Below are 25,741 nucleotides of genomic sequence, written 5' to 3' on the forward strand. Positions count from 1 at the left end.
ACACACTGTGAGTATTTTTATTACTGGTGCAAGCGGCTTTGTCGGCGGCACTGTCGGCCGCCGCCTGCTCGCCGCGGGCCACAGCGTTCGCGGATTGATACGCGACGCAAGCAAAGCCGAATCATTGAAAACACTGGGTATCGAACCCGTGATCGGCGACCTCGAAGACAGCGATCTGCTGACGCGCGAGGCTCAGCAATCGGAGGGGGTGATTCACGCTGCCGACAGCGATCACCGGCCGGCGATCGAAGCCCTTATCGACGGCCTGCGCGACTCCGGCAAGCCATTGCTGCACACGAGCGGTTCAAGCGTGATCGGCGATGACGCACAGGGCAACAGCGTTTCGGAGGCCATTTACGACGAAGACACCCCGATGATCGTCGAGCCGGTCAAGCAACCCCGCCGCGAGATTGAACTGCGGGTACTCGCCGCTTCCGCTGAAGGTGTGCGCGCCGTGGTGATCTGTCCGAGCAACATCTACGGCAGCGGCACGGGCCTCAATCCGCGCAGCGTACAGATCCCGTTTCTGGTCGACCAGGCGCGCAAGGACGGTGTGGTGCACATTGTCGGGCGAGGCGTCAATCGCTGGTCGAACGTGCATATCGAGGACGTCGCCGAGCTCTATCTGCTCGCGCTGGAGAAGGCGCCGGCCGGCGCGTTCTATTTCATCGAGAACGGCGAAGCGTCGTTCGGTGAGATAGGCGATGCCATCGCGCGACGGCTGAATCTCGCGCCGGTTCAATCATGGACAGTAGAGGAAGCGGCCGAACGCTGGGGCGAACTCCATGCGTACTACACCTTCGGTTCCAACAGCCGCGTGCGCGCCAAACGTGCCCGCAAGGAACTCGGCTGGACGCCGCGCCACACGTCGGCGCTGACCTGGATCGAAGAGAACATGCCGCTATGAGCAAAGTCTGGTTCATCACTGGAAGCGCCGGTGGCATCGGCGCCGGTATTGCGCGCGCCGCGCTGAGTGCGGGGGACCTCGTGGTCGCCACCGATCTCGATCCTGAACGGCTGCAAGAGGTTTATGCAGCGAGCGCCGCGCACGTTCTGACAACGCAGTTGGATATTCGCGACGCGGCTCAGGCCGAGGCCGCCGTGCAAGCCGCCCTCGCCCGTTTCGGCCGCATCGACGTGCTGGTCAACAACGCGGGTTATGGCCAGTTCGGGCCGTTCGAGGAGATCGAGCCCGAGGCGATCGAGCGCCAGTTCGCCACCAACGTGTTCGGCACCTTCAACGTCACCCGGGCGGTATTGCCGGTGATGCGCCGACAACGGGCCGGACACGTCATCAACATGTCGTCGAATGGCGGCTTCAAAGGTGTTCGCGGCGCCTCGATGTATTCGGCCACCAAGTTCGCCATCGAGGGATTCTCGGAGGCGCTCGCGCAGGAAATCGCCGACTTCGGTCTCAAGCTCACCATCGTCGAACCCGGCGCCTTCCGTACCGACTTTCTCGACGACCGTTCGCTAAAACGCGGCACGCACGACCTGGATGACTATGCCGATTTCCGGGCCGAGGCCAACGCGGTGTTCGAAGCCCGCAATCACAACCAGGTCGGCGACCCCGGCAAACTCGGCCTTGCGCTAGTCCAGATCGCAAACGAAACGGACCCGCCGCTGCGCTTCGTCGCCGGCGCCGACGCGCTCAAGGTCGTGGACGACAAGCTGGACTACGTTGCCCGTGAAGTCGAACGCTGGCGCGAATTGTCCCGATCCACCGATTTTTAGATCATCCATCACAGGACACGCTTCATGAATCTTCAAACTCTGGACTCACGGCTCGATGCAGTGGAAAGCCGCTTCGCCCTTGAACGGCTGATCGCTGAATACGCGCAGGCCTTCGATAGCCATGATGAGGCCCTGCTGCGCAGCATATGGCATGAAGGTGCATTACTGTCGCTCGGCGACGCGTTCGGCAACTTCGAAGGCGTCGAGGCGATTCTCGAATCAGCCCGGCAGAACTGGGAAAAAATGCCTCACATGCATCACTGGATGGCCAATCCATTGATCGATATCGACGGCGATACAGCGACCGGCCGCGCTGCCGTCGACTGCCTGTGCACCCATGTTGAGATGGGTCCGGTGCAAATCAGCGGCCTCTACCACGACCGGTTCGAGCGTCGCAACGGCCGCTGGGCGATCGTCGAGCGCCGTTTCGACCTGCATTTCCTCACACCGCTCGCCAACTGGAAACCGGTTGCGGGCAGCGAGAGCGTCAAACCGCAAGCAGTCGATAACTAGTCTGCCTTCGGCGTTTTGTCGATCATCAGCGACAGGTGATCCAGATCCTCGCGCAGCAGCGCCAACGCTTCGCTGACGGCGCTATTGCCCTTCAACTGCCGCCTGGCGGGTCGCACGACTGATTGCACCGCGAGTTCCGCGATCGTGTCGGCAATCTCGATCGCGCTGCTCGCCCCTTCCGGTTTGTACCAGAACGCGGGCCAGCTGCACATGCCGATCAGCGTGAACGCCGTGACCTTGGCGTCGACGACGCGGAACACCCCGGCGCTCACTCCCGCTTCGATTGCCGCGGTAAAGTTGCTCAGCACCGCGCGCTTGGCATCTTCGTTCGCGCGAAACGCCCGTGCGGGCAGTTGCTGCTCGGTGCGATGGACCACGCGAAATTCGTTGTAGTGGCTCAGAATCAGCATCGTATGCTGATGAACCAGCAGACGCAGGCGCTCTTTCGGATCCGCATCGGGTTCGGCAACCGCCTGGCTCGACAGCCGCCTCGCTCTCAACGTGACCTCCTCGACCAGTGCGGTGAGTATCTCGTCCTTGTTCTTGAAGTAGTAATACACCGCGGTGCGCGTCACGCCGAGCGCCTCGGCGATTTCCTGCATCGACGCACCGCCGAAACCCTTCTCGATGAAGAGCGCGGCCGCGGCGTTCAGGATCTGTTCTTTCTGCCCCTCAGCATTCACCTTTGCCACGAAACCACTCCTGATAGCGGTCGACGGCCAGACGGCCGCCCTACCGTAGTGTTGTGTTTGCGTGATTGTAGCGCGCAGACCATGGCGCTCAACGCCTCGCGGCCTGTTCCAGCTCATGCGCCCCCGTCACGCTTCGCCGCGCGAGAGGGTCGGGCATGACAGGCAGCAAGCGCCGCCGTCACAAACTCGCGCAGCAAGGCAATGCATGCTTTTATTTTTGCGCCCAGGTATTCTCTCGACACATGTCAGTTCACTGCTTCACCGTGCAGCCGTTCGTATTGGCGAACGAATTCGGGGTCGCGCTTGCGCAGATCTTCGTGCGTGACACGTCCGGTACGGCGCATATAGTCGTAGGTGAAGCCGATCGGATCGAGATGCAGTTTGTCGCCGACGTTTTCATACCAATCAAGGCTCTTTGCCGCGGCCAGCTGGAAGCGATCCGAGGCCGAGCGCCGGGACGCCTCGAAATGCTCAAACACGGCATGGAGATCAGTTTCATGGGCATGCAGACCTTCGTACAGCGCGATCGAATCTTCCATCGCCATACGTGTACCGGAGCCCAGCGAGAAGTGCACTGAGCGTAGCGCGTCGCCGATCAGAATCATATTCTCGTGATGCCAATTCTCGTTCCTGACCGTCACAGCTTCAAACCATGTGGACTTGTTCGACAAAAGACCCTGTCCGTCCAGATCGTCGGCAAAAACCCGCTCGCAGAAGGCGCGGCTGTCCGCGTCGCTCATCTCATCCAATCCGGCGCGCGTCCAGGTCTGCGGATCTGTTTCAATGAGGAACGTACTCATCCGGTCGCTGTACTGGTAACTATGAGCGATGAACACACCGAATTCGGTTTCGCGAAAAATCAGCGAGACGGCATGAAACGGTTTGCGAGTTCCGTACCAGGCAAACTTGTTGCGGCGCTTCACGAACGACGGTTTGAACGCATCCGCATACTGCGCGCGAGTCCGGCTGCTCACACCATCGGCCACCACCACGAGGTCTGCCTGACGCAATGCGCCCGCGTCGTCCACCCGAGCATTGAACCGTAGATCGACGCCCGCCGACCTGCATTCGGCATGCAGAAACTGCAGCAACGCAATGCGGGCGACCCGCGAAAAGCAGTTGCCATGGATCGGCACGTGCACGCCGCGGTGAACGATTTCCATGTGCTCGGAACGCACATGGCCGGCGGTAAAACGACGGAAAAATTCCGGATCCGATTTCTCGAGAAACGACAACGCGACATCCGAGAACACCACGCCCCAGCCATAAGTTGCGCTGGCGTCATTCTGTTCATAGACCCGGACCGTCCATTGCGGAAAGCGCCGTTTGACCAGATACGAGAAAAACAGCCCGCCGGGCCCCCCTCCTACAATATTGATGTCCATTTTCAGTCTCCTGCGTCTGACGCAAGCTCCGTGCGCTGCGCCGCGACTTTCATCAAACGGCTGCCAAAATCAGCCACTCCGACGGGCCTGTGTCGACACCCTCGAAGGTGCTCATCTCAGGCCTCAACCGGCGCCGCGGGCACCGCAAATTTTTCCGTCAACAACGCGCCTGCGCCTGGAATCTTTGCGTCGAGCCCCAGCCTGTCGAGCATGCGCCGCGTCGTGCACACCGCGGTTGACGTCACGGGAATGCCGAGCCGGGTCTGGATCGCTTCGATGGCCGGCAGCGATTGCATCTGCACACACGCCGACGCGACGACCACATCGACATTCGCCACGTAAAGCTTTTCCACGTCTTGTAGAAGCTGCATGGGGTCACGCCGCCCCACATCCAGGTTATCGGGGATCTCGAACGACAGTGCGTCGACGACCTCGATCCCTTCGCTCTCGATGTACTCCACCACTAGTCTGGTCAGCGGCTTCATGTAAGGCGCCATCAACGAAATTCTGCGAGCGCCCATGATCTTCAGGCCTTCTATGAGCGCACCGGCTGAAGTCATCACTGCCGCATCGCACTGATTGGCTTTGACCACCTCGGCCAGCTCTCTTTCCACCGTGCGGTGATATCCCGGTCCCATTGCCATGATCGCGACAAGACAGGCGGTGCTCATCACATCCATGCGGGCATCGGCAAGCTCCGCAGCGCATCGCAAGCCTTCCTTGTTCATGGCGGCGAGTTCTTCCTTCGTTACTTTATGCATACGCATGCGGCTCGAATGAAACGTGAAGCGTTCCGGCGCCAGCGTCTCGCGGCGGCGCAGCAACGCAGGCACCTCCGTTTCCATCGTCGTGTTGGAACTCGGCACGATCTGGCCGATCCGGTAAGCGATCTTGCTCATGTCATTGATCCTGTCTGGAGGGTGAAAGATTCGCTGCGGCTTCAGACTCGATGGTCTGCGCGATGATCCGGCGCATGGCGGGTTTGTCGACTTTGCCGACCCGCGTGACTGGAAACTCATCCACGATTTCGATCCGCTCCGGACACTTGAACTTCGCAAGCCCCTGTGCCGAGAGAAATTCGATCATCTGCGGGATATCCGGCGCGGTATGGCCTTCACGGATGATGAGAAACGCGCAGCCCTTCTCTCCGTAAAACGGGTCGGGCATCGCCACCAGTTTTGCGTCCAGAACAGCGGGATGACAGCTCAGAAATGCTTCGACTTCCTCAGCACCTATCTTCTCTCCACCGCGATTGATGTTGTCACGCAGGCGTCCTTCGAACGAAAAGTAGGTGACGCCACCGATGACATGCGCGCGCATCATGTCGCCGGTCCGGAAAAAGCCGTTCGACGTAAAGGCCTTGGCGTTCGCCTCGGGCGCGTTGTAGTAGCCTCTCAGGCTGGACGGACCACGAAAACACAGTTCGCCCATTTCGCCGGGTGCCACGGGCGATTCGTTATCGGCATTGAGCAAAACGAGTTCGTCATGCTCACACCCCGAACGCCCGTGCGTGTGATGACGGACGAATGCGTCGGTTGCCGGGCCAGAACCAATCAGCAGTCCTTCCGTCGTACCGTACATGTTCGAACTGGTCACGCCGAGAAACGTTTCGAGCGCATCGGCCCGGGTCAGACAAAAGAACAGCTTGAGCGACGACAGGTCGTAATCGAGCACCTCAGCACACGCCATGATCTGCGGCGCGACTGGTCCGATTGAAACAGCGTGCGTTACGCGGTGCTGCTGGATCAGCTCCGCCATCCGCACAATATCGACTTTCGGCATCAGTACGGTGGTTTGCCCGAGGGATATCGTGGGCACCAGCGCGTATAGATGCGCCGCATTGTGCAGCAACGGCAATGACCAGATCAGCGTGGCGTGTTCACCTGCCTCCACGTGCCTCGCCCAGGCGTCGGCATGCGCGAGGTATTCTGCGTGAAAACGCGGAATGATCTTGGGCACTCCGGTCGTGCCGCCGGAGAGCTGGAAGCTCAGGACGTCTTCCGAGCCGATGTGCACACCGCGCAGGGTGGCCCTCGCCTCATCCAGCGAGACCGCCTCCAGCAACACGGACATGGAGTGTGTCCCGGCCGGCGCATCACCGCGTGCAACCACCAGATGTTTGAACGAAGGATGCCCGGCGCGCATCTTCTGCGCAAAACCAACCAGATCGAACTGTCCCGCGTCGGCCTGCACGAAATAGGCTTGCGGCTGCGACAAACTCGCCAGCTTGCCGATTTCCACCTCACGATACTGCGGCAGCGCACAAACGGGAACGATGCCGCTCTTGTAGCATGCACACAAAGCCAGTGCGGTGTCGATCGTCGTGCCCATCTGGAACACGGCGCGTGCGCCGGGTTCGAGTCCGAGTTTGAGCAAGGCGGCGGCCAGACGGTCGCTTTGCTCATCCAGCGCACGAAAGGTGATGCTGCGTTCGTCGCTGATCAGGGCCAGCTTGTCGGGAAGGCGTTGCGCCGTCTGCGCGAGTGCCTGGCCGAACGTTCTGTCTTTCCATGCCCCGACCTGAAAATAGTGCCGGGCGACCGACGACTCGCAGTACGCGACGCCTTCGAGCGGATAGTGGATGCCTGCCATGTCTGTCTTCTCCAGTCGACCCGCTCTTATTGTTCGACGATGCGAACGCGGTCTTTGTCAAACGTATCGATACGCCCGCACAAACCGCCGGTGAAGAGTCCATACCAGACGGCCGGTTTCAAGCCCAGTTCCTTGCGATTGAATTCGAGCGCCTCGTTCGATTCAATCAGAAAGTAACCCGGCGACGGTTGCGAGACGCGATACGCCGAATTGCGCCGCGCCGCATCGACCACGCTTGCGAATTCCGCCAGCGCCGGCACGAAAATGCCCGGACCTTCGCTCTTTATGCCGCATTGCCCACTCAACAGTCTGCCTTTTTCCTGCCATACAGCATCAATCTCACGGACCTGTCCTGCATGATCGCTGGCGATCTGCTCCGCCATGATCGCCGCTTCAAGTGTTAGCGCCGCATCCCGTGCGTCCAGCGATTGCAGTTCACGCAGCTTGACAGTGATCTCGATGAAATAACCGTTGGGATCACGAAAATAGATCGATTCGATCACTTCATGCTGGGTGGCCGATGAAACCTCGACGCCCTTCGCCTCGAGCATATCCTTCCAGGCAAGTAACTGCTCCGCACTATCGGTCAGCCACGCGGTGTGTGTCGCATCGAATACGTGGTCATCCGGCGTGGGTGGCATCGAGGGGCGTTCTTGCGGCCGCGGTTCGCCCAGATAGTAGAAAAAGGCGATCGTGCTGCCGTTGCCGCTATCGAAGAAAAAATGCAGGAAGTCCGGGTGACTTTCCGGACCCCAGCCCCGTGCGGAGATCGTGTGGACAAGCGGCAGACCCAACGTGTCACGATAGAACTCGATCGTTTCGCGCAGCTTCCACGTCGGACGCGCCGTGTGATCGACCCCCGACAGCCTGAGCGGTACTGATTGATTCATTCGTCAACTCCCGAGTTATAAGAAAGACCGTTGATGCAGCCATTCGCCGACCGCGCGCGCGGCAATCGTCCGGCCCGGTTCATCACCGGCCTCCAGCGGCCTGCCGTGATGATCGCCACGCACGCGAACGTGGGTCTTATCGTTCGAACCGATACCGGCAAAGATGTCGGCAATGGCCAATGGAAAAGTGGTTTGATCGCCGGTGTATTCGACCAGCAGCGAGGGCACGACGACCGAAGGTGTGGTGGTTTCCAGCGCTGCGTTCGACGAGAGGCCGGACCATGTCGAGAGCCACGATTCCGGTGAACACAGGCGTCCAAAACCGACCGAGCCATAGTTCGAGATGACCGGATTGGGCGACCACAGCGAACCGGGCTTGCGCTCGGACGGATCGAGCGAGGCATCCAGACAGCGCAAATCGGCGTCGGTCCGCCATACGGTCATGACCGGCGTGTGGTTGGCCACGAGCTTCTGCCGACGGGTCGCCGCCTTGTCCTTCACGGCTTGCCGCGCGTCCTGGCGCACGGCGATCAATTGGCGTGCTATCCGGTCGAGGCGCGCGACGCGCTCGCGCTGTGCATCGCGATAACGGGTGACGAACTCAGCGCTATAGCGTGTCGCCCCCGGTTCGCGGGAATAGCCGTTCTCGGGGTCGAACGGGTTCAACGTGTCGTCGATCGATAGCGCATCGCCTTCGTCGGTAACCGACGGATCAATGCAACCCATCAATAAACGGCCCTGCCCCGGATGCGGCGCCAGAAAGATCATGCCGTCCACCATCGGCATGGTCGCGCTTGCCAGATGGGTAGCGCGGCCCCCAGGCGTCTTTGCGATCCGGTCTTGCGCGCGAAGCGCCGATTGCTGGATGTAGAAACTATAGAGCCCGGAACCGCCCGAATTGCCGAGCAATACGATGCGCTCGAAACCTGCCTCGCGCAGATAGCGCAAGCCGGCCGCGACGTCGTGCAGGGCAAGCTCATGCTCGAGCCGCAGATCGTTGCCGACCGAGCGTGCCGCCTGCGCCCAGACCGACGCGCCCGCACGCAATAGCCCTGGAATCAGATAGTGGAACGTAAAGTTCTCGCGTGGGTGCATCAGGCAAACGACCGTTTTCGCCGATGCGCCGCGATACAGCACGCCGCATGTGGCCGCACCATCTTCGGTGCGCAACGCGACGCTGGCCTGTTGCGCGGCGGGCGGCAAGGCGTCGGGAAACCAGTCAATCGTCAACGCATGAGGACGTTCGAGAACTGCACCGGCGGGTATGTTGCTCATATCAATGCCTCCGTATCCGTTGACGTTAGTATAGCTTTTTTGACGTCAACGTCAAATTTTCGACAGAAAAATCTGACTGTATTCTTCGAAGCCCGTCATGCTGTTCCGGCATTGTCCGGCTGGACGGCGCCCGTGCCTGTTATCGCGCCAGGCCCGGACTAAAGAAACGACTGGCCGCCGTCAACGGTTACTACCTGCCCGGTGATGTGGCGGCCGGTTTCGCCAAGCAGAAACGTAATGGCCGCCGCCTGATCGGCCGCCTGCGCCATGCGTCCGAGTGGAATGCCGAGCCGCCATTGCGCGAGATTGCCGTTGATCGCGATCTCGTGCCGGACCGGGTCGGTGCCCATCATCGACGTGGCGGTCGAGCCGGGACACACGATGTTGACCGTGATGTTCTTGCGCGCCAGTTCAAGCGCCATGTAACGGCCTAACTGGATCACCGCGGCTTTCGATGCGCCGTAGGCCGCAGCGGTCAGTTGCGGCTGGCGCGCGCCGATCGAAGCAACCAGAACGATGCGGCCTCGGCCCCGCTCCAGCATGTGCTTCGCGACCGTCTGCGAGACCAGAAACGCACCAGTGGCGTTGACCGCGAACATACGATCCCAGGTGGCGCGCGAAGTCGTCGTGAAGGACTCCGGCGAATACAGACCAGCCGCAACCACGAGACCGTCGAGCGCGCCGTGGTTCTGCACGACCGCTTCGACGACGTGCGCAATCGCGGCCTCGTCCGTGACATCGAGCGCATGGGCCGAATGCCGCTCGCCTCCCGGCAGATCGGCCACGAGTTCGCGGACACGCTCGCCATCGAGATCGGCCAGCGCGATGCGGGCACCCTGTTCGGCCAGCATCTGTGCGGTCGCAAAACCAATCCCGTCGCGCGTGCCGCCGCCAACGACCAGCACTGACTTGCCTTCAAAAGTGGACAGACTCACAGCCAACCCCTTGCGTTGATATGAAATAGTGCGATGCGTACCGGGCTCATTTGGGCACCTGATACAGACCGGCCTGGCTAGCCACCTTCCAATAGGCCGCACCTGCGGTAAAGCCGCCGTCCACGACGATCTCCTCACCGGTGATGCCGCCCGACGCAGGGCCCGCCAGGAACGCGACGACGGATGCAATCTCCTCGGCTTCGACCGCGCGGCCGGCCGGTGTCATGTCGATCATCGGTTGCAGATGCGGTGAATGGCGATTGATGTCGGTCACGACAAGTCCTGGGCAAACACAGTTGACACGGACATTGAACGCCGCGAACTCGAGCGCAGCGGACTTCGTCAACCCGCGCACGCCCCATTTGCTCGCCGTATAGGCCGGATCCGCGTGCCCGGACAGCGCTGCATTGGACGCGATATTGACAATCGCACCGCTGCGTTGCGCGCACATGGTCGATGCGACCTGGCTCACACCGAGAAAGGTGCCTGTGAGATTGACGTCGAGTACCCGGCGCCACTCGGCTTCCGGATAGTTCGAGATCGTCTTGCGATAGAGAATGCCGGCGTTGTTGACGAGGACGTCGATACGCCCGCGCCACTCCAGTACTGCTGCGATGACCTGACTCCAGTTTTCCTGCGATGTCACATCGAGCTTGAAAAACCGCGCTTGCAGTCCTCGCTCCCGCAGTTCGGCAGCGCTCTGCTCGCCCTCCTCGGGCGTGACGTCGCAGATCGCAACATAGGCGCCTCCCTCGGCGAACAATGTCGACTCGACGCGTCCCATACCGCGTGCGCCGCCGGTGACAATGACAACCTTCTCCTGAAATGTCTGCATGCTGGTTCCTGTGATGAATTCGATGACAGCGCGATGCGCTGCTCAACGAGGTAATGAGGCAATGAGGTAATGAGGTAATGGAGTAGCGGCTATCGGTCCGGCATGATCGTCCTGCCGACGAGAGGCCAACCGATCGGCGCAACCGAAGCATCGCCGGCTGTCACGGCAGCCTCGGGTGTCCAGGTGGCGGCCAGCACCCGCTTGCCGTTCGGCGCGCGATTGCCTTCCGATACCAGCCACGCGAGCGGCGCAACCAGCGCTTGCGGCGGTACCAGCTTCGAACGGTCGAAGCCCGCCTCGTCGGGAATCATCGGCGTATCGGCGGGGCCGCCCGGCACGAGCACGTTGACGGTCACGCCGGTGCCGGCAAGGTCCTGGACCATGATGGCCGAATGCGATTCGAGCGCGGCCTTCGAGCCGCCGTATGGTGCGAAGCCGCGTCGCATCATCGATTCATGACTGGTCGTGACATTGACGACGCGCCCCCAGTGTTGCGCGCGCATGCGCCGCGCGGCGTGGATCGCGAGCAGGAACGGCGCGACGGCGTTGATCTCGAAGAAGAGCCGCACCATGTCATCGGATAAATCCACAAACGAAGGAGGATGGTCGAAGTAATCCGGGCTGACGAGAGACGGCCCCACACCCGCGTTATTGACCAGTATGTCGATACCGCCAAGCGTTTCGTCCGCCCTGTGCATCACGTCCGCGACTGCATCGGGTTGCGTCAGGTCGCAGGCGAAGCTGAAGGCATTGACTGCGCCGCGCCGCCCATTTGCCTGCGCGACCGCTTCCACGACCTGCTGGGCATCACGATCGACGAACAGCACGGTGTGGCCAGCGTCGAGCAGCCCGTTCGCCATCGCGCGGCCAAGCCCGCGCGCCGCACCCGTGACGACGGCGCGCCGGCGAATCCCGGCGGGCACGTCGTCGATCGTGCCATTTCCCACAGTTGTCATCTCATCGACTCCATAAAGGGCAAGGAAACATCGGCCGCGTCATGAACGGCACAGCGCGCGTCTACGACGTTTTGGCGACGAGTTCTTCGTTCGCCTTCGGCGGTGCCGGCGCGCGCCGATTGAACAACCGGGCAGCTTCGCCCACGATTCCGCGCCGGAACACCAGCACACAAACCATAAAGATCGCGCCCTGGATAACCGTCACCCACGCGCCCAGCGCCGCCAGGTAGTTCTCCATCGCCGCCGCGACGGCCGCGCCGACGATCGGCCCGGAGAACGTACCCACGCCGCCCAGAATCGCCATCAGGATCGCGAGTCCCGACATCGACCAGTGAACGTTGTTGAGCGACGCCAGCTGGAACACCAGCGAATCGAGCGAACCCGCCACACCCGCCATCGTCGCTGACAGCACGAACGTGAGCAGCTTGAAGTAATGCGTCTCGTAGCCCAGCGAGATGGCGCGCTGCTCGTTCTCCCGGATGCCTTTCAGCACGTTGCCGAACGGCGAATGAATGGCGCGATAGATGACCCACAGCCCGCCCACGCAGATGACGAACACGAAGTAGTACAGCGCCGTGGTGTTGCTGAGATCGATCCTGCCGAACAGCATGCCGCGCGGCACGTCCTGGATGCCCTCGTCGGCGTGCGTGAACGGCGCCTGCAACGAAAAGAAATAGACAAGCTGTGCGAGCGCGAGTGTCACCATCGAGAAATAGATGCCCTGCCGGCGAATCGAGACGAAACCGAACGCCAGTCCCATCACCGCCGCAACGGCCGCGCCGGCGAGAACGCCGAGCAACGGGTCGAAGCCGTACTCCTTCATGCAATGCGCGGTCACATAGCCGGCGAAGCCGTAGAACGCCGCGTGGCCGAAAGACAGCAGGCCGCCGTAGCCGAGCAGCAGATTGAACGCGCTAGCGAACAGCGCGAAGCACAGCACCTTCATCAGGAACACCGGATAGACGAGCGCTGGCGCCACGAGGCCGAGCGCGAGCAGAAGCAGTATCAGCACGCGCGTCGTGGCCGGCGAGCAGAACGGCCGCGTCGGTTCGCAGTGCACCGCCTGTCCCTGGCCTGTCAGCAATGCGTTGCCGAAAAGTCCCGCCGGACGCACCAGCAGCACGACGACCATAATCATGAATACGACGGTCGTCGAGGCCTCGGGGTAGAAAACGCGCGTCAGGCCTTCGGCCACGCCGAGAGCGAATCCCGAGACGATCGCGCCCATGATCGATCCCATGCCGCCGATCACGACGATCGCGAACACCACGATGATGACGTCCGAGCCCATCTGGGCATTGGCCTGGTAAATCGGCGCGGCCATCACGCCCGCGAGCGCCGCGAGGCCCACGCCGAACCCATAAGTCAAGGTGACGAGGCGCGGCACGTTGATGCCGAACGCGCGGGTCAGCCCGGGATTTTCGGTCGCGGCCCGCAGATGCGCGCCGAGCGATGTGCGCTCGATCACGTACCACGTCGCGAGGCAGACCGAGAGCGCGGCGCCGATCACCCACACACGATAGGCGGGCAGAAAAATGAAGCCCAGATCCCATGCCGCGCCAAGCGAAGGCGGAATCGGATAAGGCACGCCCGTCGAGCCGAACCTGTAGCGCACGAGTCCCTCGATCACGAGCGACATACCGAACGTGAGCAGCATGCCGTACAGATGGTTGAGACGGTACATGTGCTTGAGCAACGTACGTTCGAGCACGATGCCGAAGCCGCCGACCAGAATGGGCGCGACGATCAGCGTAGGCCAGTAGCCGAGGCCGAATGTATCGAGCAGCACATAGGCGCCCAGCGCCCCCAGCATGTATTGCGCGCCGTGCGCGAAGTTCACGATGCCCAGCAAGCCGAAGATCACCGCGAGGCCAAGACTGAGCATCGCGTAAAAGCCGCCGTTGATGAGGCCGATCAGCAACTGTCCGAAAAACGCCGCGGGCGGCGGCAAAGCTTGAAGTAACGAGTCCATCTTCTGCTCCTGATCCGTATCAGATGTCGTGCGATGCGGGGCTTGCCGCTCTCAGACCGACAGGTATTGATTGACGCGTTCGCTGCCGCTGTCGAAAGCGGCGCGCGGGATCATATCGACCACGCGGCCATGCTCGACGATGTAGTGACGATCGGCGACGCCCGCCGCGAAGTGAGCGTTCTGCTCGACCAGCAGGATGGTGAATCCCCGCTGTTTGAGCGTACCGATCAGCATGCCGATCTGTTCGACGATGACGGGCGCGAGACCCTCGGTCGGCTCATCGAGCAGCAACAGCCGCGCGCCGGTGCGCAGGATGCGGGCGATCGCGAGCATCTGCAGTTCGCCGCCCGACATGCACGTGCCCTGACTTTGGCGGCGCTCGTACAGGTTCGGGAAGATCCGGTAGATCTCGTCGACCGGCATGCCCCCGTCGGCCACCACCGGCGGCAGCAGCAGATTCTCGCCGACCGTCAGACTGGCGTAGATCCCCCGCTCCTCCGGACAATAAGCAATGCCCAGTTTCGCAATACGTTCCGAAGGCAGTGTCGTGCAATCGCGGCCCGCAAAGCGAATCTCGCCGTCGCGGCGCCCGACGATGCCCATGATGGTCTTGAGCGTCGTCGATTTGCCCGCGCCGTTGCGGCCCAACAGCGTGACGACCTCGCCGCGCCCGATTTCGAAGTTCATGCCGTGCAGCACCTGCGATTCGCCGTACCAGGCCCGCAGGTTCCGTATCGTCAGCAGGACGTCGGCGGAATCGACGTGCGTCGTGTCGTCAGTCATGGGCGGCCCCCATGTAAGCGGCGCGAACCTCGGGATCCTTCGATACCTCGGCATACGCGCCTTCGGCCAGCACCTTGCCGCGCGCCATCACGGTGATCCGGTTCGACAGTGCCGCGACCACGGACAGGTTGTGCTCGACCATCAACACCGTGTAGCGTTCGCCGACCGTGGCGATCAGGTTCGAGACGGTGCCGATGTCTTCCCGGCCGAGGCCGGCCATCGGCTCGTCGAGCAACAGCAATTCGGGCTCGAGCGACAGCGTCGTGGCGATTTCGAGCGCGCGCCGCCGGCCATAAGACAGGTCGGCAGCGACCGCGTGTGTGTAGTCGGTGAGCCCCACTGCGGCGATCAGTTCTTCGGCGCGTTCATTGAGCACGTCGAGGCTGCGTTCGTTGCGCCAGAAATGAAGCGCGGTGCCGAGCTTGCGTTGCAGGGCAAGACGCAGGTTGTCGAGCACCGTCAGGTGCGGAAAGATCGCCGAGATCTGGAACGAGCGCACTATGCCCATGCGTGCAACCTCAGCAGCCCGGGCACGCGTGATGTCGTTGCCGCGATAGGTAATGGTGCCCGCCGTCGGTTGCAGGAACTTGGTCAGCAGGTTGAACACCGTGGTCTTGCCGGCTCCGTTGGGCCCGATCAACGCGTGGATGTGACCGCGTTCAATACGCAGATCCACGCCGCCGACCGCAAGATGGCCGCCGAATTGCTTGATGAGCCCCCGTGCTTCGAGAATGTACTGACTCATGAAATTACTCCTATGTCGTAGCGTGAGCCGGATGTGCCGGGAGAAAGCGTTGACGGAAGCCCCGGCATCACTTTTTCACCAACGGGCATTCGCTGCGCGCTAGCGGCGAGTACGCTTCGTCGGGCGGCACGACGGCGAGCAATTCGGCGTAGTCGAATACCGATTTCGATTGCGACGGCATCTTCACTCTCGCGAGATACATCGGACGGATCAGTTCGGTGTCGGCGCGGATATGGCCATTCCTGACGGCAAACGAGTTGACGGGCATCGCTTTCATCGCCGGCACGACAATCGTGGCGTCGTCGCTTCGGGTCTGCTGGACGGCTTTGAGGTAGTGAGTAACGGCCTCATACTCGGCAACGTGCGAAAACGCTGGCACGACGCCCGTTCTCGCCATGAAACGCTTCGACCAGGCGAGTGCGTCGGCATTCATCTCCGGGTAGAACGGTGTGGCAAATACGATGCCGGCCGCCTGATCAAGCCCCATCGCCTTGATGTCGGTTGCGAACAGTCCGCCGTTGGCGACCAGCGTGACACCGCCCTGCGTCATGCCGAACTGGCGGGCTGCCTTGACGACGTTGACCATGTCGGTGCCGCCGAAGCCGACCGCAAGGCTGGTAGGCCGCAACGCCTGCGCCTGCAGCACGAACGACGACACGTCGCCTGCATTGACCGGCACACGCACTTCACCGGCGAGCCGCCCACCACCGCTCTTGATGCCCTCGATCGCGGCGTTGTAGGCAGGCGGACCAGCGGCCGTGTCCTGCACCATCACGTACCACGCCTTGCCGAGCTTCTGGCTCACATAACGCGTGGGCGGGACACCGAGCGCGTAGAAATCGGGCGACCAGTGAATGCTGTTAGGCAGGCACGCCTTGCCGTTCAGCTCGGGAGTCTGGGCGATCGTGTAGACCACGGTGCGCGTCGGACGCGTCTTCGCGATCGCCGACGCAGCCATCGCGACCGACGAACCGGCCAGACTGAATACGGCGGCCACGTTGTCGCGATCGAACCATTGCGTGAGGATTGCCGAACCGACGGCAGGCTTCATCTGATGATCGGCTGTGACCAGTTCGATCTTGCGGCCGTTGACCGTGCCGCCGAAATCCTCGATCGCCATCTGCGCGGCGGCCACCGAGTATTTGCCCGCCAGATCGCTATAGGCCGACGACATGTCGGTCAGCACACCGATTTTCAGCGGGGCATTCGACTGGGCGGCAGCGGGCCATGCCGTGGTCAAGGCGGCAAACGCCAGCAGCGATGTGACACCGCATTTAGCGATACTGGCAATGAAGCGGCGAAAGTTCATGACTGTGTCTCCGGTTGATTTAACATCTTGTTGTCGTTTGTGTCATTATTTCTACACTAACGTCAAACAGTCAAGCCAACGCTTGTCGGTTTTTACCCTGATGCCGCGAGGGTTAACTTGTATGTTTGTTTTTTGACTACATCGTAAAATTGATGAAGTCCTTACATGGCCATCCATCTACCGGAGGAATATTTCATGCCCCACGCCATACTCACTTTCGACAAGCCCGGCAGCGGTGCACTGCGCATCGAATTGCGGCCGCAACATGTCGCCTACCTGAACGAGCGCAAGCATCTGATGCTCGCCGGAGGCGCCATGCTCGATCCGGAAGGTCTGCCGCAGGGCGGCATCATCATCATCGATACCGATGACCGGTCCGTTGCCGAAGCATTCGCCGCCGGCGATCCGTTCAACAAAGGCGGCCTGTTTCAGGAGGTGAAGGTCGTGCAGTGGCGCAAGTCGTTCTTCAACTTCGAGAACTGCATGTAGGCCCCGCACGTGATGCCGAAGCAGGATGGCCTGAACGCCACCGCGTCGGCAGCAACGATAAAAAAAGCCGTTTGCGGGGGACGCAAACGGCTTTTTCAATGTCAGTCGCCGACTCCGGCGAGGTGTCGGCCGACGATATAACCAAACGTCATCGCAGGCCCCAGGGTCGAGCCGCCACCCGGATAGCTGCCGCCGAAGATGCTCGCCATGTCGTTGCCGACGGCATACAGCCCGGCAATGGGCTCGTGCCGCTCATCGAGCACGCGCCCCGCGATATCGGTGCGCAAGCCGCCAAACGTGCCGATATCGCCAGGCATCAGCCGCACGGCGTAGTACGGTCCGTTCTCGAGCGGCCCTATGCATGGGTTCGGCGTATGCAGCGGATCGCCCTGGAAGCGGTCGTAGGCAGCCTCCCCTTTGTGGAACTCCGGATCGCGGCCATCACGCGCGTGCAGATTGAACTGCTGGATCGCTTGCACGAGGCCGCCAGCGTCGATCCCCGCACGTCTCGCCAATGCCTCGATGGTCGCGCCGCGCAACAGATAACCGGAGCGCAGGTAAGGGCCGAGCGGCACCGGGAACGGCTTGGCGAACCCAAGCCCGTATTTGCGCACCGCCCGATGATCGGCGACAAGAAAGACCGCCTGACGCGGGCCCGGCGTCTCGCCGATCATGGCGGCGCCGAAATCGTGATAGTTGGCGCCTTCATTCGTAAAGCGCCGCCCGTCAGCACGCACGGCGATGATGCCGGGCTTGCCGCGATCCAGAATGTGCGTGATCGCGGTTTCCCGTCCATTGCCGAGCGGCACGCGCGACACGGGCATCCACGAACCGATGTGCGGATACGTCATGTTGGTGGCGGCGCCAATCGACTCCGCAAGGCGCAGACCGTCGCCGGTATTGGCTGCGGGCGCCATCGTAATGTGTTCGCCGGGACTGGGAGCGTGCGGAAACACGGCCTGGCGGCGGCTGAGATCGCCCGGAAAACCACCCGTCGCGAGAACGACGCCGCGTGTCGCCCTGACCCGTTCAGACCGCCCTTCATGCGTGATCACGGCGCCCTGGACGCATCCCTTCTCCACGAGCAGACCTGTTACGGGCGTGTTCAGCCAGATCGGAATGTCGAGCTGGACGGCCGACCTGTACAGGCGCGCGGCCAGTGCGGCACCGTTGAAAAGCCTCATGCTGCGGCCGTGAAGGAGCAGGTCCCGGCCATATTTGACCAGACGTTTTGCCGTATACCAGGCCGAATTCACCGAATACAGCGCATTCAGAAAGTGCCGCATGTCCGGGCCGGAGCCAAAGGTGAGGCCGACGAAGGTCATGCCGCGAATCGGCGGGCTCAGCAAGGCAGCGTGAGGGCCCAGTTCATTGGCGTCATACGGCTCGGCGCAAATGGGCCTGCCCCCGCTCGAAGCGCCCGGCGTCTCCGCGTGATAGTCGGGAAAGGCCGCGCCGAGCGTGAACCTGACTTCCGTTTCGCGCTCGAAGAAATCGACCATGGCAGGCGCGTGCCTGAGAAAAGCGTCGACGCGCGGCCCGTCGAAGTGCTCGCCGGCTTCGCGCTCGAGGTAGTTGCGTGCCGCCTCCACCGTGTCCTCTATGCCGGCTCTGCGTGCCAGCGGATTATTCGGTATCCAGAGCCATCCGCCTGATAGCGCGGTGCTGCCGCCGAAAACGGGCTGCTTTTCAACCACGATCACGTTCAGCCCCTGCTTCTTCGCCGTGATTGCCGTCGCGAGACCGCCTGCGCCGGTGCCGACGACCAGCACATCGCATGTCACTTCCACCCTATCGCTCATGCCTTCCTCCGTCTGTCTGAATGCGTTGTCGGTGCACGCGGAGAATTCGTGGGATCACGCTGACTCGGTGATCACCCGGATTCGTTCATCGGCTCGCCTGATTTTTGACACATTAGACTAACTATTGACATTATAGTCAACTCAAAGTTAAATGAGTGCAAACCGGCTATTGCGGCTGAATCAGGCAGGACGCAGACGCACGCCATGACTTCCCCTTTGCAAGGCGACCAGCATGTCCACAACAGAAACCACCGCGAAAGAGGCGCCCGGCACAGCAAGCGAAGTGCTGCGTTCGATGGAAAACGCATGGAATGCGGCAGCGCTGCATTGGGACGTCAACGGCCTGAGCGCGCTGTACAGCGACGACGCCACGATGTTCGCGGGGCGGCCCGGCATGGCAGCCGGCAGGCAAGGCGTATGCGGATACTTCGCGTCGTACATCGGCATGCTGAGTTCGACGCAGCTCGAACTCGTCGAACAGGTAATCACCGAACTCGGTCCTGACGCGTTTCTCGCCCAGGGTTACGGCAATTTCCGCTTTACGCTCGTCAACGGCAAACCGTCGGCTTGCACTTTACGCACCACGTGGCTTCTGGTGCGGCGCAGCGGGCGATGGCTGATCGCGCATCACCATTTTTCGGCCACCCCCGAAGTGCCGCCGGTACCGCAATGACGCCCGTTTGTACCCACCACACTCAGCGACAAGAGAGGTTCTGACATGCCCCGGCTCAACGACAAGGTCGCGATCATCACCGGCGCCGCAAGCGGCATCGGCCGCAGCGCGGCGCAACTGTTCGCCCGTGAAGGGGCGCGCGTGGTGGTGGCCGATATCGATGCCGCCGAGGCGGCGGCCGTCGCCACTGGCATTCGCGCGGACGGCGGCGAGGCGATCGCAATAACGACTGACGTCACGCAAAGCGACAGCGTCGCCGCCACGATCGAGGCAGCCGTGGCAGAGTTTGGCAAACTCGACGTCCTCTATAACAACGCGGGCGGCTCGACGCCGCGCGACAACACCGTGGTCGACGCCGATCTGGAAGAGTTCTGGCGCGTCGTCAGAGTCGACCTGTGGGGCACCTTCCTTGGTTGTCGCTTCGCGATACCCCATATGCGCAAGAACGGCGGCGGTGCGATCGTCAACATGGTATCGAATGTCGCGTTGATGGGCGTACCCGGTGTGGACTGCTACACGTCGGCCAAGGGCGGTGTCGCCGCGCTGACGCGCTCCCTTGCCGTGACCTACGCGGCCGACCGGATTCGTGTCAACGCAATCGCGCCGTCCACTACGCTTTCGCCCCGGGTTATCGAGCGCCTGCAGGTGAGTCAGGGCATGCGTGAGCTAGCCGCGAAGAACCTGCTCGGCGCGGCGGAACCCATCGATATCGCCTACGCTGCGCTGTTCCTGGCCTCGGAAGAGTCCCGTGTCACCACCGGCTCGATCTTCCTCGCGGAGAGCGGCACGACCGTTGCGTAACCTGCCGACGCGACGGTCGGCACAGGCCTGCCTTGAAACTGACGACTGTTTCCGCGCAGCGCCCGCTTCCAAAGAACTGCTAACCATTCCGAACACACATACTTCCTGATCCGATAAAAATCCGGCGAATCGGCAAACGGTATAAAGTGGCGCCGTCCATCACACAGCCTCGCAAGGTGTGCCTATGCTAGATCTCAACGACTTTCGCTACTTCGTTCGCATCGTGGAGTGCGGCGGACTCACCGCCGCCGGCCGCAATCTGAGCGTACCGAAGTCGACGGTAAGCCATCGCCTTCAGCAACTCGAAACAGCCCTAGGCGTGCGGCTCGTCAACCGGACCTCGCGCAGGCTCAGCATGACCGATGCGGGCGATGTGTTTTACCGGCATGCGGTTGCCATGCTGGAGCGCGCCGACTTTGCGGAAAGCGCGGTGCGCGAACGCCTTGCCGAGCCGAGCGGCACGATCCGTTTCACCACCGCGGTGGCGACGTCCCTATTCGCCATGCGACAGGTACTGCCCGATTTCATTCAGCGCTACCCCAAGATCAATGTGATCCAGCACATCAGCGACGAGCAGGTCGATATAGCCGGCGGCAACTACGACCTCGCGCTGCGCTCGCATAGCGGTCCACTGTCCGATTCGACACTGGTGCAGCGCACGCTGGCGCCGGCGCCCTGGTGCCTGTTCGCCTCTCCCGGCTACGTCAAGCGCCACGGTATGCCGCTCGCGCCGGAAAGTCTTGCCGGGCATGACACGCTGGTCATGTTGAGGCACAACAGTCCAATGACCTGGAAGCTCAAGCACCCGACGCGCGGAGAAATGATCGTGCCGCTCAAACCCCGGCTAGCCGGCAATGACATCATGACCCTTAAACAGGCCGCGCAGAACGGTCTCGGTATCGTTGCGCTGCCCACCTATGTCTGCGGTGAAGACATGCGATCCGGCGCACTCCAGCGCGTGCTGCCCGACTGGTCGGCCGGCGAAGCCAGTATCACCGCGGTCATCCCGTTTCGCCACGGCATGCTGCCCTCCGTTCGCGCATTTCTGGACTTTCTGGTTGAGCGCATCCCACCGGTCGTAGCATAAGGCCGCATCGTCCAGCTGATTGGACACAGGTTCCAGGCAAGCCATCTTGTTGTCCTTCTGATGCGAGGCCATTCTGAGCACACAACCGGTCGACGCCGATCGAACGGTTCATCGAGCGCTTGAAGCGCCGCAAACGTGTTCAGGAGTACAGCAATGAAGATGTCCAGACGGGAGGTCCTTATTACAGGCGCGGCAGTGGCAGTTGCCGCATTCGGTACGGTTACCGGTACCGCAGCAGCCGTGGGGGTGGAAAAGCAATCCGGCAGCACCGAGGCGGGTCGATCGCCAAAGTTGGCCCGGCATTTCGATATCCTTATCGTTGGCGGCGGCTCGGCCGGCGCGGTTCTCGCCGCACGCCTGAGCGCGGACTCGCGCCGCCGCGTTCTGCTGCTGGAGGCGGGACCGAACTTCGCGCCCAACGACTACCCTCAGGTATTGAAAGACGCCAATATCGTCGCGGGCTCGCCTGCCTATGACTGGCACTACCACACGGACGACGCCGCCCGCCTGGGCCACGACATACCCGTGCCCCGAGGCCGCGTGGTCGGCGGCAGCTCCGCTGTTAACGCCGCCGTCGCCATACGCGCCCGGCAGGCCGATTTCGCCCGCTGGACCCAACGCGGTATCGAAGGATGGTCGTGGGAAGACGTGCTGGCCGCCTACAAGGCGATGGAAAATACGCCCTCCGGCGACGACGCCTGGCACGGACGCAACGGGCCGTTTCCAATTCGCCAGCGTGCCGCCGCGGAAAACACGCCGTCGATGCGAGCCTTTGTCGATGGCGCTGAAACGCTCGGCCTGAAGCACGTAGCGGATTTCAACGGTGCGGACCAGCACGGTGCCGGGCCCTACACGCTCAATGTGGTCGATGGCGTGCGCATCAATACGGGCATGGCCTATCTGACGGCAGCCGTGCGTGCGCGACCGAATCTCACGATCCGCGGCGGCGCCGAAGTGGACCGCGTGGTTTTCGAAGGCAAGCGGGCCGTCGGCGTCAGGCTGATCGACGGCTCGGTCCTGTCCGCGGGTGAAGTCATTCTGGCGTCGGGGGCTTTCGGCAGCCCGGCGATTCTCATGCGCTCGGGCATTGGGCCGGCCTCGCATCTATCCGAACTCGGCATTGCGACCATCGCCGATCTGCCAGTGGGCAACCGGCTGCAGGACCACCCGTTTTTCTACAATGTCTACGCACTCAAGCGCGAAGCAAACGCGATGCAGCCGGCCGCGGGGGCGCTCGTGTGGACCCGCTCACAGAGCGCGGCACCCGGCGATCTCGATCTGCAGATCTCGGGCACGCATCTGATCGACCCGAAGGTCAGCCCGACCGGCGGTGCAATCGTTCTGGCTTGCGCGGTGACGCTGCCGAAGTCGCTCGGTCAGTTGCGACTCTCGAGCCGCGACCCACGCGCTGCGCCGGATATTCGCTACAACTTCTTCGCTGAGCAGAACGATCTCGACCGGTTGGTCGAAGCCGTGCAGTTGTCCCGCCAGATTGGCCGTTCCGCACCGTTTCTGGACGTGGTCGATCACGAGATGGCGCCGGGCAATGCGGTAAGCGACGTCAAGGCGCTCCGAGCGAACATCGTTTCGAATGTCGCCGCCTATCTGCACCCTACTTCGACCGTGCCCATGGGTGCAGACACCGATCCCACCGCCGTGGTCGATGCCTGGGGCAAGGTACGCGGCGTCGACGCGTTGCGGGTTGTCGACGCATCGATTATTCCCGACATTCCGTCGGCACCGACGAACGTCACGACCATCATGGTGGCCGAGCGCATCGCCGCAAGGATTTCCGTCTGAATCCGTGCCGCGGCGGCACGTCATATTGCGGCACTTAACAGCAGCACAAAATTATTCTGGATAACTATCTTTTTCGAGAACGAAAATGACCAGCACAACATTGTTTACACCTGCACACGTGTGGAATGAAAAAATCTACAGCAACGGATGGAAGGACGCGAGTCTCGGCACCGAGGAGGTGAAGGAAAAAGCCACGGGCGCGAAGCTCGGCGCGATCGGCATCGCGTCCGCCGAAGACATCGCGGTTGCCGCCGCATCGGCACGCGAGGCGCAAAAGGTTTGGGCCAAACTGGCGGGGCCGCAGCGTGGCGACGTGCTGAGAGAGGCTGCCCGCCTGGTGCTGGCGCACGCCGACGAGCTCGCAGAACAGCTGGTCCGCGAGACCGGCTCGATTCGAGCCAAAGCACAGTGGGAGGTGCACGTCACCGCGCGCGAGCTTCTGGAAGCAGCCGCGCTCGGCAGCCAGCCACAAGGCATCCTGACCCAAACAATGGAGGCGGGCTTTCAGAGCATCGCCCGGCGCATTCCGCTCGGCGTGGTCGGCGTCATTACGCCGTGGAACTCGCCCTTCATCCTGGGCGTGCGGGCGATCGCCCCGGCATTGGCGATGGGAAACGCCGTCCTGCTGAAGCCCGACGTGCAATCGCCGATTATCGGTGGCGTGGCCTTTGCCCGGCTGCTCGAAGAAGCGGGCCTGCCCCAGGGATTGTTCCATGTCCTGCCGGGTGCCGCGCAAACCGGTGCCGCGCTGGTCAAGGAACCGCTCATCAATATGATCAGCTTCACGGGTTCCAGCCGCGTCGGCCGCGAAGTCGGTTCGATCGCCAGCGGACAGCTCAAGCGCGTCTCACTGGAACTGGGCGGCAACAATCCGTTCATCGTGCTCGACGATGCGGATATCGAAGCGGCAGCGAGCGCTGGCGCATGGGGCTCCTTCTTCCACCAAGGCCAGATCTGTCTCACCACCGGCCGTCATCTGGTGCATGAGAAGGTCGCCGAAGCCTACGTCGAAGCGCTGGTGAGAAAGGCGAAGGCGCTCGTCGTCGGCAATCCCCTCGACGCAAAGGTCCAGGTCGGGCCGATCATCAACGAACGCCAGGCCGCCAATGCCGAGCGGATCGTCACGCAGACAGTGGCGCAGGGAGCGAAGCTGCTGACCGGCGGTTCACGCAACGGACTCTTCTTCGAGCCGACCGTTATCACCGGAGTGACAGCCGGCATGGCGGCGTTCGATGAAGAAATCTTCGGGCCGGTGGCGGCGCTCACGACGTTCCGCACCGACGAGGAAGCGATCGCTCTCGCCAACGCGACCGAGTACGGCCTGTCGGCGGCGGTGGTTTCCCCCGACCTGGCCCGTGCCCAACGCGTCGCCGATGCGTTGCATTCCGGCGTGATCCACATCAACGATCAGACCGTGGTGCATGGGATTTACGGCCCGATTGGCGGCCTCGGCATTTCCGGCAACGGCTTCGGCCACGGCGCGTCCAGCAATGCCGACCAGTTCAGCGAGTGGCAATGGATCACCGTGCGCTCGCAGCTACCCAGCTACCCGTTCTGATGCGGTAGCGTTCTTGCCAGATCAGGCAGGCGGGCACCTACCGCGCTATTCGACCACTATTCGACTACTACTCGATCCGACGCCGCGTCGAGATCGCGGAAGCCGTCGAAATGACCAGATCGGCGAAGCGCTTTTCATCGCGGTCGGCGTGCCAGCGCGATCTCGCCACCGCGATGTTCACCGCGCCGACCCCGCGCCCGTGCGCATTCGTGATGGCGGCCGCGGTCGAAATGTCGCTGACGAAATATTCGTCCTCCGTATGCGCATAGCCTTGCTTGCGGATCTGCGCGATGCGCTCCCTGATCTTGCGCGGCTGGTACACGGTGGACGCGGTATAGGGCACGAGATTCGTGCGCGAGAGAATGTCGTCGATTTCGCCGTCCGGAAGCGTCGCGAGAATCGCGAGCCCCGGCGCCGTGCAGTAGGCGGGCAGGCGCGAGCCGGTAATGACGTGCGCGTTGAACACGTTGCGGCTCACGATGCGCAGGACGAACACGATGTCGGTATCGTCGAGCACGGTGAGATTGGTCGCCTCTTCCGTCTCCGAGCCGAGTTGCTGGAGATAAGGCGTTGCGCGGCTGACGAGATCGTTCGACGTGAGATAGTGGTAAGTGAAGTCCAGCAGACGCGGCGACAGTTCGTACTTGCGGCTGTCGGGGTCCTTGAAGAGATAGCCGAGCGCGGCGAGCGTGTAAGCGAAACGCTGCGTCGCGCTCATGTCGAAGCCGGTGAGCGAGGCGATCTCGGAGAGCGACAACTGACGCTTGCTGCCGTCGAAGGCGGTGAGAACTTTCATGGCCTTCTCGACGGACTGCACGTACAGCGAAGACGCGCTCGGATCGATTGCCTCGCCTCGCGGCTGGGCCGCGGGGCTCTTGCGTTTGCGCGGAACTTTGGGCTCGTCACTCATCACTA

The 25,741-nt window shown here is 62.2% G+C and carries 24 protein-coding genes; 9 read left to right on the forward strand and 15 right to left on the reverse strand.

Annotated features, from left to right (window positions below; all coding sequences use genetic code 11):
* Window positions 1–7 precede the first annotated feature (7 nt).
* From B9Z01_RS16875 to B9Z01_RS16885, 3 genes are read left to right on the forward strand one after another with little or no spacing between them, the layout of a single operon-like run.
* On the forward strand, window positions 8–907 hold the full coding sequence (locus B9Z01_RS16875) for an NAD-dependent epimerase/dehydratase family protein (protein ID WP_085485032.1): 900 nt from the start codon (window positions 8–10) through the stop codon (window positions 905–907).
* Complete coding sequence (locus tag B9Z01_RS16880; protein WP_085485034.1) at window positions 904–1,734, forward strand: oxidoreductase; 831 nt, start codon at window positions 904–906, stop codon at window positions 1,732–1,734. The genes B9Z01_RS16875 and B9Z01_RS16880 overlap by 4 nt, the downstream gene beginning before the upstream one ends.
* A gap of 24 nt (window positions 1,735–1,758) precedes the next feature.
* Window positions 1,759–2,247 carry a nuclear transport factor 2 family protein gene (locus B9Z01_RS16885; protein WP_085485036.1) on the forward strand — a complete coding sequence of 163 codons (489 nt, stop codon included), beginning with the start codon at window positions 1,759–1,761 and terminating at the stop codon, window positions 2,245–2,247.
* Here B9Z01_RS16885 and B9Z01_RS16890 read toward each other — a convergent pair.
* The 13 genes from B9Z01_RS16890 to B9Z01_RS16950 form a co-directional block, all read right to left on the reverse strand.
* A complete protein-coding gene (locus B9Z01_RS16890; RefSeq protein WP_244196046.1) occupies window positions 2,244–2,939 on the reverse strand; it encodes a TetR/AcrR family transcriptional regulator in 696 nt (231 codons plus the stop codon). The genes B9Z01_RS16885 and B9Z01_RS16890 overlap by 4 nt on opposite strands.
* Before the next feature lie 245 nt (window positions 2,940–3,184).
* Window positions 3,185–4,324, reverse strand: coding sequence for an FAD-dependent monooxygenase (locus B9Z01_RS16895; protein ID WP_085485040.1), 1,140 nt, complete (start codon window positions 4,322–4,324; stop codon window positions 3,185–3,187).
* Between the two features lie 116 nt (window positions 4,325–4,440).
* Window positions 4,441–5,223 carry a maleate cis-trans isomerase family protein gene (locus B9Z01_RS16900; RefSeq protein WP_085485042.1) on the reverse strand — a complete coding sequence of 261 codons (783 nt, stop codon included), beginning with the start codon at window positions 5,221–5,223 and terminating at the stop codon, window positions 4,441–4,443.
* A 1-nt stretch (window position 5,224) separates the two neighbouring features.
* Complete coding sequence (locus tag B9Z01_RS16905; RefSeq protein WP_085485044.1) at window positions 5,225–6,916, reverse strand: AMP-binding protein; 1,692 nt, start codon at window positions 6,914–6,916, stop codon at window positions 5,225–5,227.
* A gap of 26 nt (window positions 6,917–6,942) precedes the next feature.
* The gene (locus B9Z01_RS16910) at window positions 6,943–7,806 is read right to left on the reverse strand and encodes a VOC family protein (protein WP_085485046.1); all 864 of its coding nucleotides are present in this window, start codon (window positions 7,804–7,806) and stop codon (window positions 6,943–6,945) included.
* Window positions 7,807–7,821: 15 nt separating this feature from the next.
* Entirely contained in the window at window positions 7,822–9,081 is a 1,260-nt protein-coding gene (locus tag B9Z01_RS16915; RefSeq protein ID WP_085485048.1) for an alpha/beta fold hydrolase, read from the reverse strand.
* Between the two features lie 158 nt (window positions 9,082–9,239).
* Complete coding sequence (locus B9Z01_RS16920; protein ID WP_167387502.1) at window positions 9,240–10,016, reverse strand: SDR family NAD(P)-dependent oxidoreductase; 777 nt, start codon at window positions 10,014–10,016, stop codon at window positions 9,240–9,242.
* Between the two features lie 46 nt (window positions 10,017–10,062).
* Window positions 10,063–10,851, reverse strand: a complete 789-nt coding sequence (locus tag B9Z01_RS16925) for an SDR family NAD(P)-dependent oxidoreductase (protein WP_085485052.1) — start codon at window positions 10,849–10,851, stop codon at window positions 10,063–10,065.
* A gap of 89 nt (window positions 10,852–10,940) precedes the next feature.
* Complete coding sequence (locus B9Z01_RS16930) at window positions 10,941–11,807, reverse strand: SDR family oxidoreductase (RefSeq protein ID WP_085485054.1); 867 nt, start codon at window positions 11,805–11,807, stop codon at window positions 10,941–10,943.
* A gap of 61 nt (window positions 11,808–11,868) precedes the next feature.
* Window positions 11,869–13,779, reverse strand: coding sequence for an ABC transporter permease (locus B9Z01_RS16935; protein WP_085485056.1), 1,911 nt, complete (start codon window positions 13,777–13,779; stop codon window positions 11,869–11,871).
* A gap of 51 nt (window positions 13,780–13,830) precedes the next feature.
* Window positions 13,831–14,562 carry an ABC transporter ATP-binding protein gene (locus B9Z01_RS16940; protein WP_085485058.1) on the reverse strand — a complete coding sequence of 244 codons (732 nt, stop codon included), beginning with the start codon at window positions 14,560–14,562 and terminating at the stop codon, window positions 13,831–13,833.
* Window positions 14,555–15,307, reverse strand: a complete 753-nt coding sequence (locus B9Z01_RS16945; RefSeq protein WP_085485060.1) for an ABC transporter ATP-binding protein — start codon at window positions 15,305–15,307, stop codon at window positions 14,555–14,557. Before B9Z01_RS16945 ends, B9Z01_RS16940 begins: the two co-directional genes overlap by 8 nt.
* A gap of 67 nt (window positions 15,308–15,374) precedes the next feature.
* Window positions 15,375–16,616 (reverse strand): ABC transporter substrate-binding protein, encoded by a 1,242-nt coding sequence (locus B9Z01_RS16950; RefSeq protein ID WP_085485062.1) that lies wholly within the window; start codon window positions 16,614–16,616, stop codon window positions 15,375–15,377.
* Between the two features lie 195 nt (window positions 16,617–16,811).
* Here B9Z01_RS16950 and B9Z01_RS16955 point away from each other — a divergent pair, with 195 nt between their 5' ends.
* On the forward strand, window positions 16,812–17,105 hold the full coding sequence (locus tag B9Z01_RS16955; RefSeq protein ID WP_085485722.1) for a YciI family protein: 294 nt from the start codon (window positions 16,812–16,814) through the stop codon (window positions 17,103–17,105).
* A 101-nt stretch (window positions 17,106–17,206) separates the two neighbouring features.
* Here the strand turns inward: B9Z01_RS16955 and B9Z01_RS16960 are convergent, their stop codons facing one another.
* Entirely contained in the window at window positions 17,207–18,907 is a 1,701-nt protein-coding gene (locus B9Z01_RS16960; RefSeq protein WP_085485064.1) for an FAD-dependent oxidoreductase, read from the reverse strand.
* Window positions 18,908–19,139: 232 nt separating this feature from the next.
* Between B9Z01_RS16960 and B9Z01_RS16965 the strand changes: the two genes are divergently transcribed.
* The 5 genes from B9Z01_RS16965 (at window position 19,140) to B9Z01_RS16985 (ending at window position 24,826) form a co-directional block, all read left to right on the forward strand.
* The gene (locus B9Z01_RS16965) at window positions 19,140–19,580 is read left to right on the forward strand and encodes a YybH family protein (RefSeq protein WP_085485066.1); all 441 of its coding nucleotides are present in this window, start codon (window positions 19,140–19,142) and stop codon (window positions 19,578–19,580) included.
* A 45-nt stretch (window positions 19,581–19,625) separates the two neighbouring features.
* On the forward strand, window positions 19,626–20,381 hold the full coding sequence (locus B9Z01_RS16970) for an SDR family NAD(P)-dependent oxidoreductase (protein WP_085485068.1): 756 nt from the start codon (window positions 19,626–19,628) through the stop codon (window positions 20,379–20,381).
* A gap of 184 nt (window positions 20,382–20,565) precedes the next feature.
* On the forward strand, window positions 20,566–21,468 hold the full coding sequence (locus tag B9Z01_RS16975; protein ID WP_085485070.1) for a LysR substrate-binding domain-containing protein: 903 nt from the start codon (window positions 20,566–20,568) through the stop codon (window positions 21,466–21,468).
* Window positions 21,469–21,621: 153 nt separating this feature from the next.
* On the forward strand, window positions 21,622–23,268 hold the full coding sequence (locus B9Z01_RS16980; RefSeq protein WP_085485072.1) for a GMC family oxidoreductase: 1,647 nt from the start codon (window positions 21,622–21,624) through the stop codon (window positions 23,266–23,268).
* Between the two features lie 85 nt (window positions 23,269–23,353).
* Window positions 23,354–24,826 carry a benzaldehyde dehydrogenase gene (locus tag B9Z01_RS16985; RefSeq protein ID WP_085485074.1) on the forward strand — a complete coding sequence of 491 codons (1,473 nt, stop codon included), beginning with the start codon at window positions 23,354–23,356 and terminating at the stop codon, window positions 24,824–24,826.
* 67 nt (window positions 24,827–24,893) lie between these two features.
* Here the strand turns inward: B9Z01_RS16985 and B9Z01_RS16990 are convergent, their stop codons facing one another.
* Entirely contained in the window at window positions 24,894–25,736 is an 843-nt protein-coding gene (locus tag B9Z01_RS16990; RefSeq protein WP_085485076.1) for an IclR family transcriptional regulator, read from the reverse strand.
* Between the last annotated feature and the right edge of the window lie 5 nt (window positions 25,737–25,741).

Source organism: Paraburkholderia susongensis, from assembly GCF_900177725.1.
Taxonomy (GTDB): Bacteria; Pseudomonadota; Gammaproteobacteria; order Burkholderiales; family Burkholderiaceae; genus Paraburkholderia; species Paraburkholderia susongensis.

Excerpts from the sequence above, each read along its gene's own strand:
- B9Z01_RS16880 (WP_085485034.1), top strand. The coding sequence starts at position 904 with ATGAGCAAAGTCTGGTTCATCACTGGAAGCGCCGGTGGCATCGGCGCC.
- B9Z01_RS16885 (WP_085485036.1), top strand. The coding sequence starts at position 1,759 with ATGAATCTTCAAACTCTGGACTCACGGCTCGATGCAGTGGAAAGCCGC.
- B9Z01_RS16895 (WP_085485040.1), bottom strand. The coding sequence starts at position 4,324 with ATGGACATCAATATTGTAGGAGGGGGGCCCGGCGGGCTGTTTTTCTCG.
- B9Z01_RS16900 (WP_085485042.1), bottom strand. The coding sequence starts at position 5,223 with ATGAGCAAGATCGCTTACCGGATCGGCCAGATCGTGCCGAGTTCCAAC.
- B9Z01_RS16905 (WP_085485044.1), bottom strand. The coding sequence starts at position 6,916 with ATGGCAGGCATCCACTATCCGCTCGAAGGCGTCGCGTACTGCGAGTCG.
- B9Z01_RS16910 (WP_085485046.1), bottom strand. The coding sequence starts at position 7,806 with ATGAATCAATCAGTACCGCTCAGGCTGTCGGGGGTCGATCACACGGCG.
- B9Z01_RS16915 (WP_085485048.1), bottom strand. The coding sequence starts at position 9,081 with ATGAGCAACATACCCGCCGGTGCAGTTCTCGAACGTCCTCATGCGTTG.
- B9Z01_RS16925 (WP_085485052.1), bottom strand. The coding sequence starts at position 10,851 with ATGCAGACATTTCAGGAGAAGGTTGTCATTGTCACCGGCGGCGCACGC.
- B9Z01_RS16930 (WP_085485054.1), bottom strand. The coding sequence starts at position 11,807 with ATGACAACTGTGGGAAATGGCACGATCGACGACGTGCCCGCCGGGATT.
- B9Z01_RS16935 (WP_085485056.1), bottom strand. The coding sequence starts at position 13,779 with ATGGACTCGTTACTTCAAGCTTTGCCGCCGCCCGCGGCGTTTTTCGGA.
- B9Z01_RS16940 (WP_085485058.1), bottom strand. The coding sequence starts at position 14,562 with ATGACTGACGACACGACGCACGTCGATTCCGCCGACGTCCTGCTGACG.
- B9Z01_RS16945 (WP_085485060.1), bottom strand. The coding sequence starts at position 15,307 with ATGAGTCAGTACATTCTCGAAGCACGGGGGCTCATCAAGCAATTCGGC.
- B9Z01_RS16950 (WP_085485062.1), bottom strand. The coding sequence starts at position 16,616 with ATGAACTTTCGCCGCTTCATTGCCAGTATCGCTAAATGCGGTGTCACA.
- B9Z01_RS16955 (WP_085485722.1), top strand. The coding sequence starts at position 16,812 with ATGCCCCACGCCATACTCACTTTCGACAAGCCCGGCAGCGGTGCACTG.
- B9Z01_RS16960 (WP_085485064.1), bottom strand. The coding sequence starts at position 18,907 with ATGAGCGATAGGGTGGAAGTGACATGCGATGTGCTGGTCGTCGGCACC.
- B9Z01_RS16965 (WP_085485066.1), top strand. The coding sequence starts at position 19,140 with ATGTCCACAACAGAAACCACCGCGAAAGAGGCGCCCGGCACAGCAAGC.
- B9Z01_RS16970 (WP_085485068.1), top strand. The coding sequence starts at position 19,626 with ATGCCCCGGCTCAACGACAAGGTCGCGATCATCACCGGCGCCGCAAGC.
- B9Z01_RS16975 (WP_085485070.1), top strand. The coding sequence starts at position 20,566 with ATGCTAGATCTCAACGACTTTCGCTACTTCGTTCGCATCGTGGAGTGC.
- B9Z01_RS16980 (WP_085485072.1), top strand. The coding sequence starts at position 21,622 with ATGAAGATGTCCAGACGGGAGGTCCTTATTACAGGCGCGGCAGTGGCA.
- B9Z01_RS16985 (WP_085485074.1), top strand. The coding sequence starts at position 23,354 with ATGACCAGCACAACATTGTTTACACCTGCACACGTGTGGAATGAAAAA.
- B9Z01_RS16990 (WP_085485076.1), bottom strand. The coding sequence starts at position 25,736 with ATGAGTGACGAGCCCAAAGTTCCGCGCAAACGCAAGAGCCCCGCGGCC.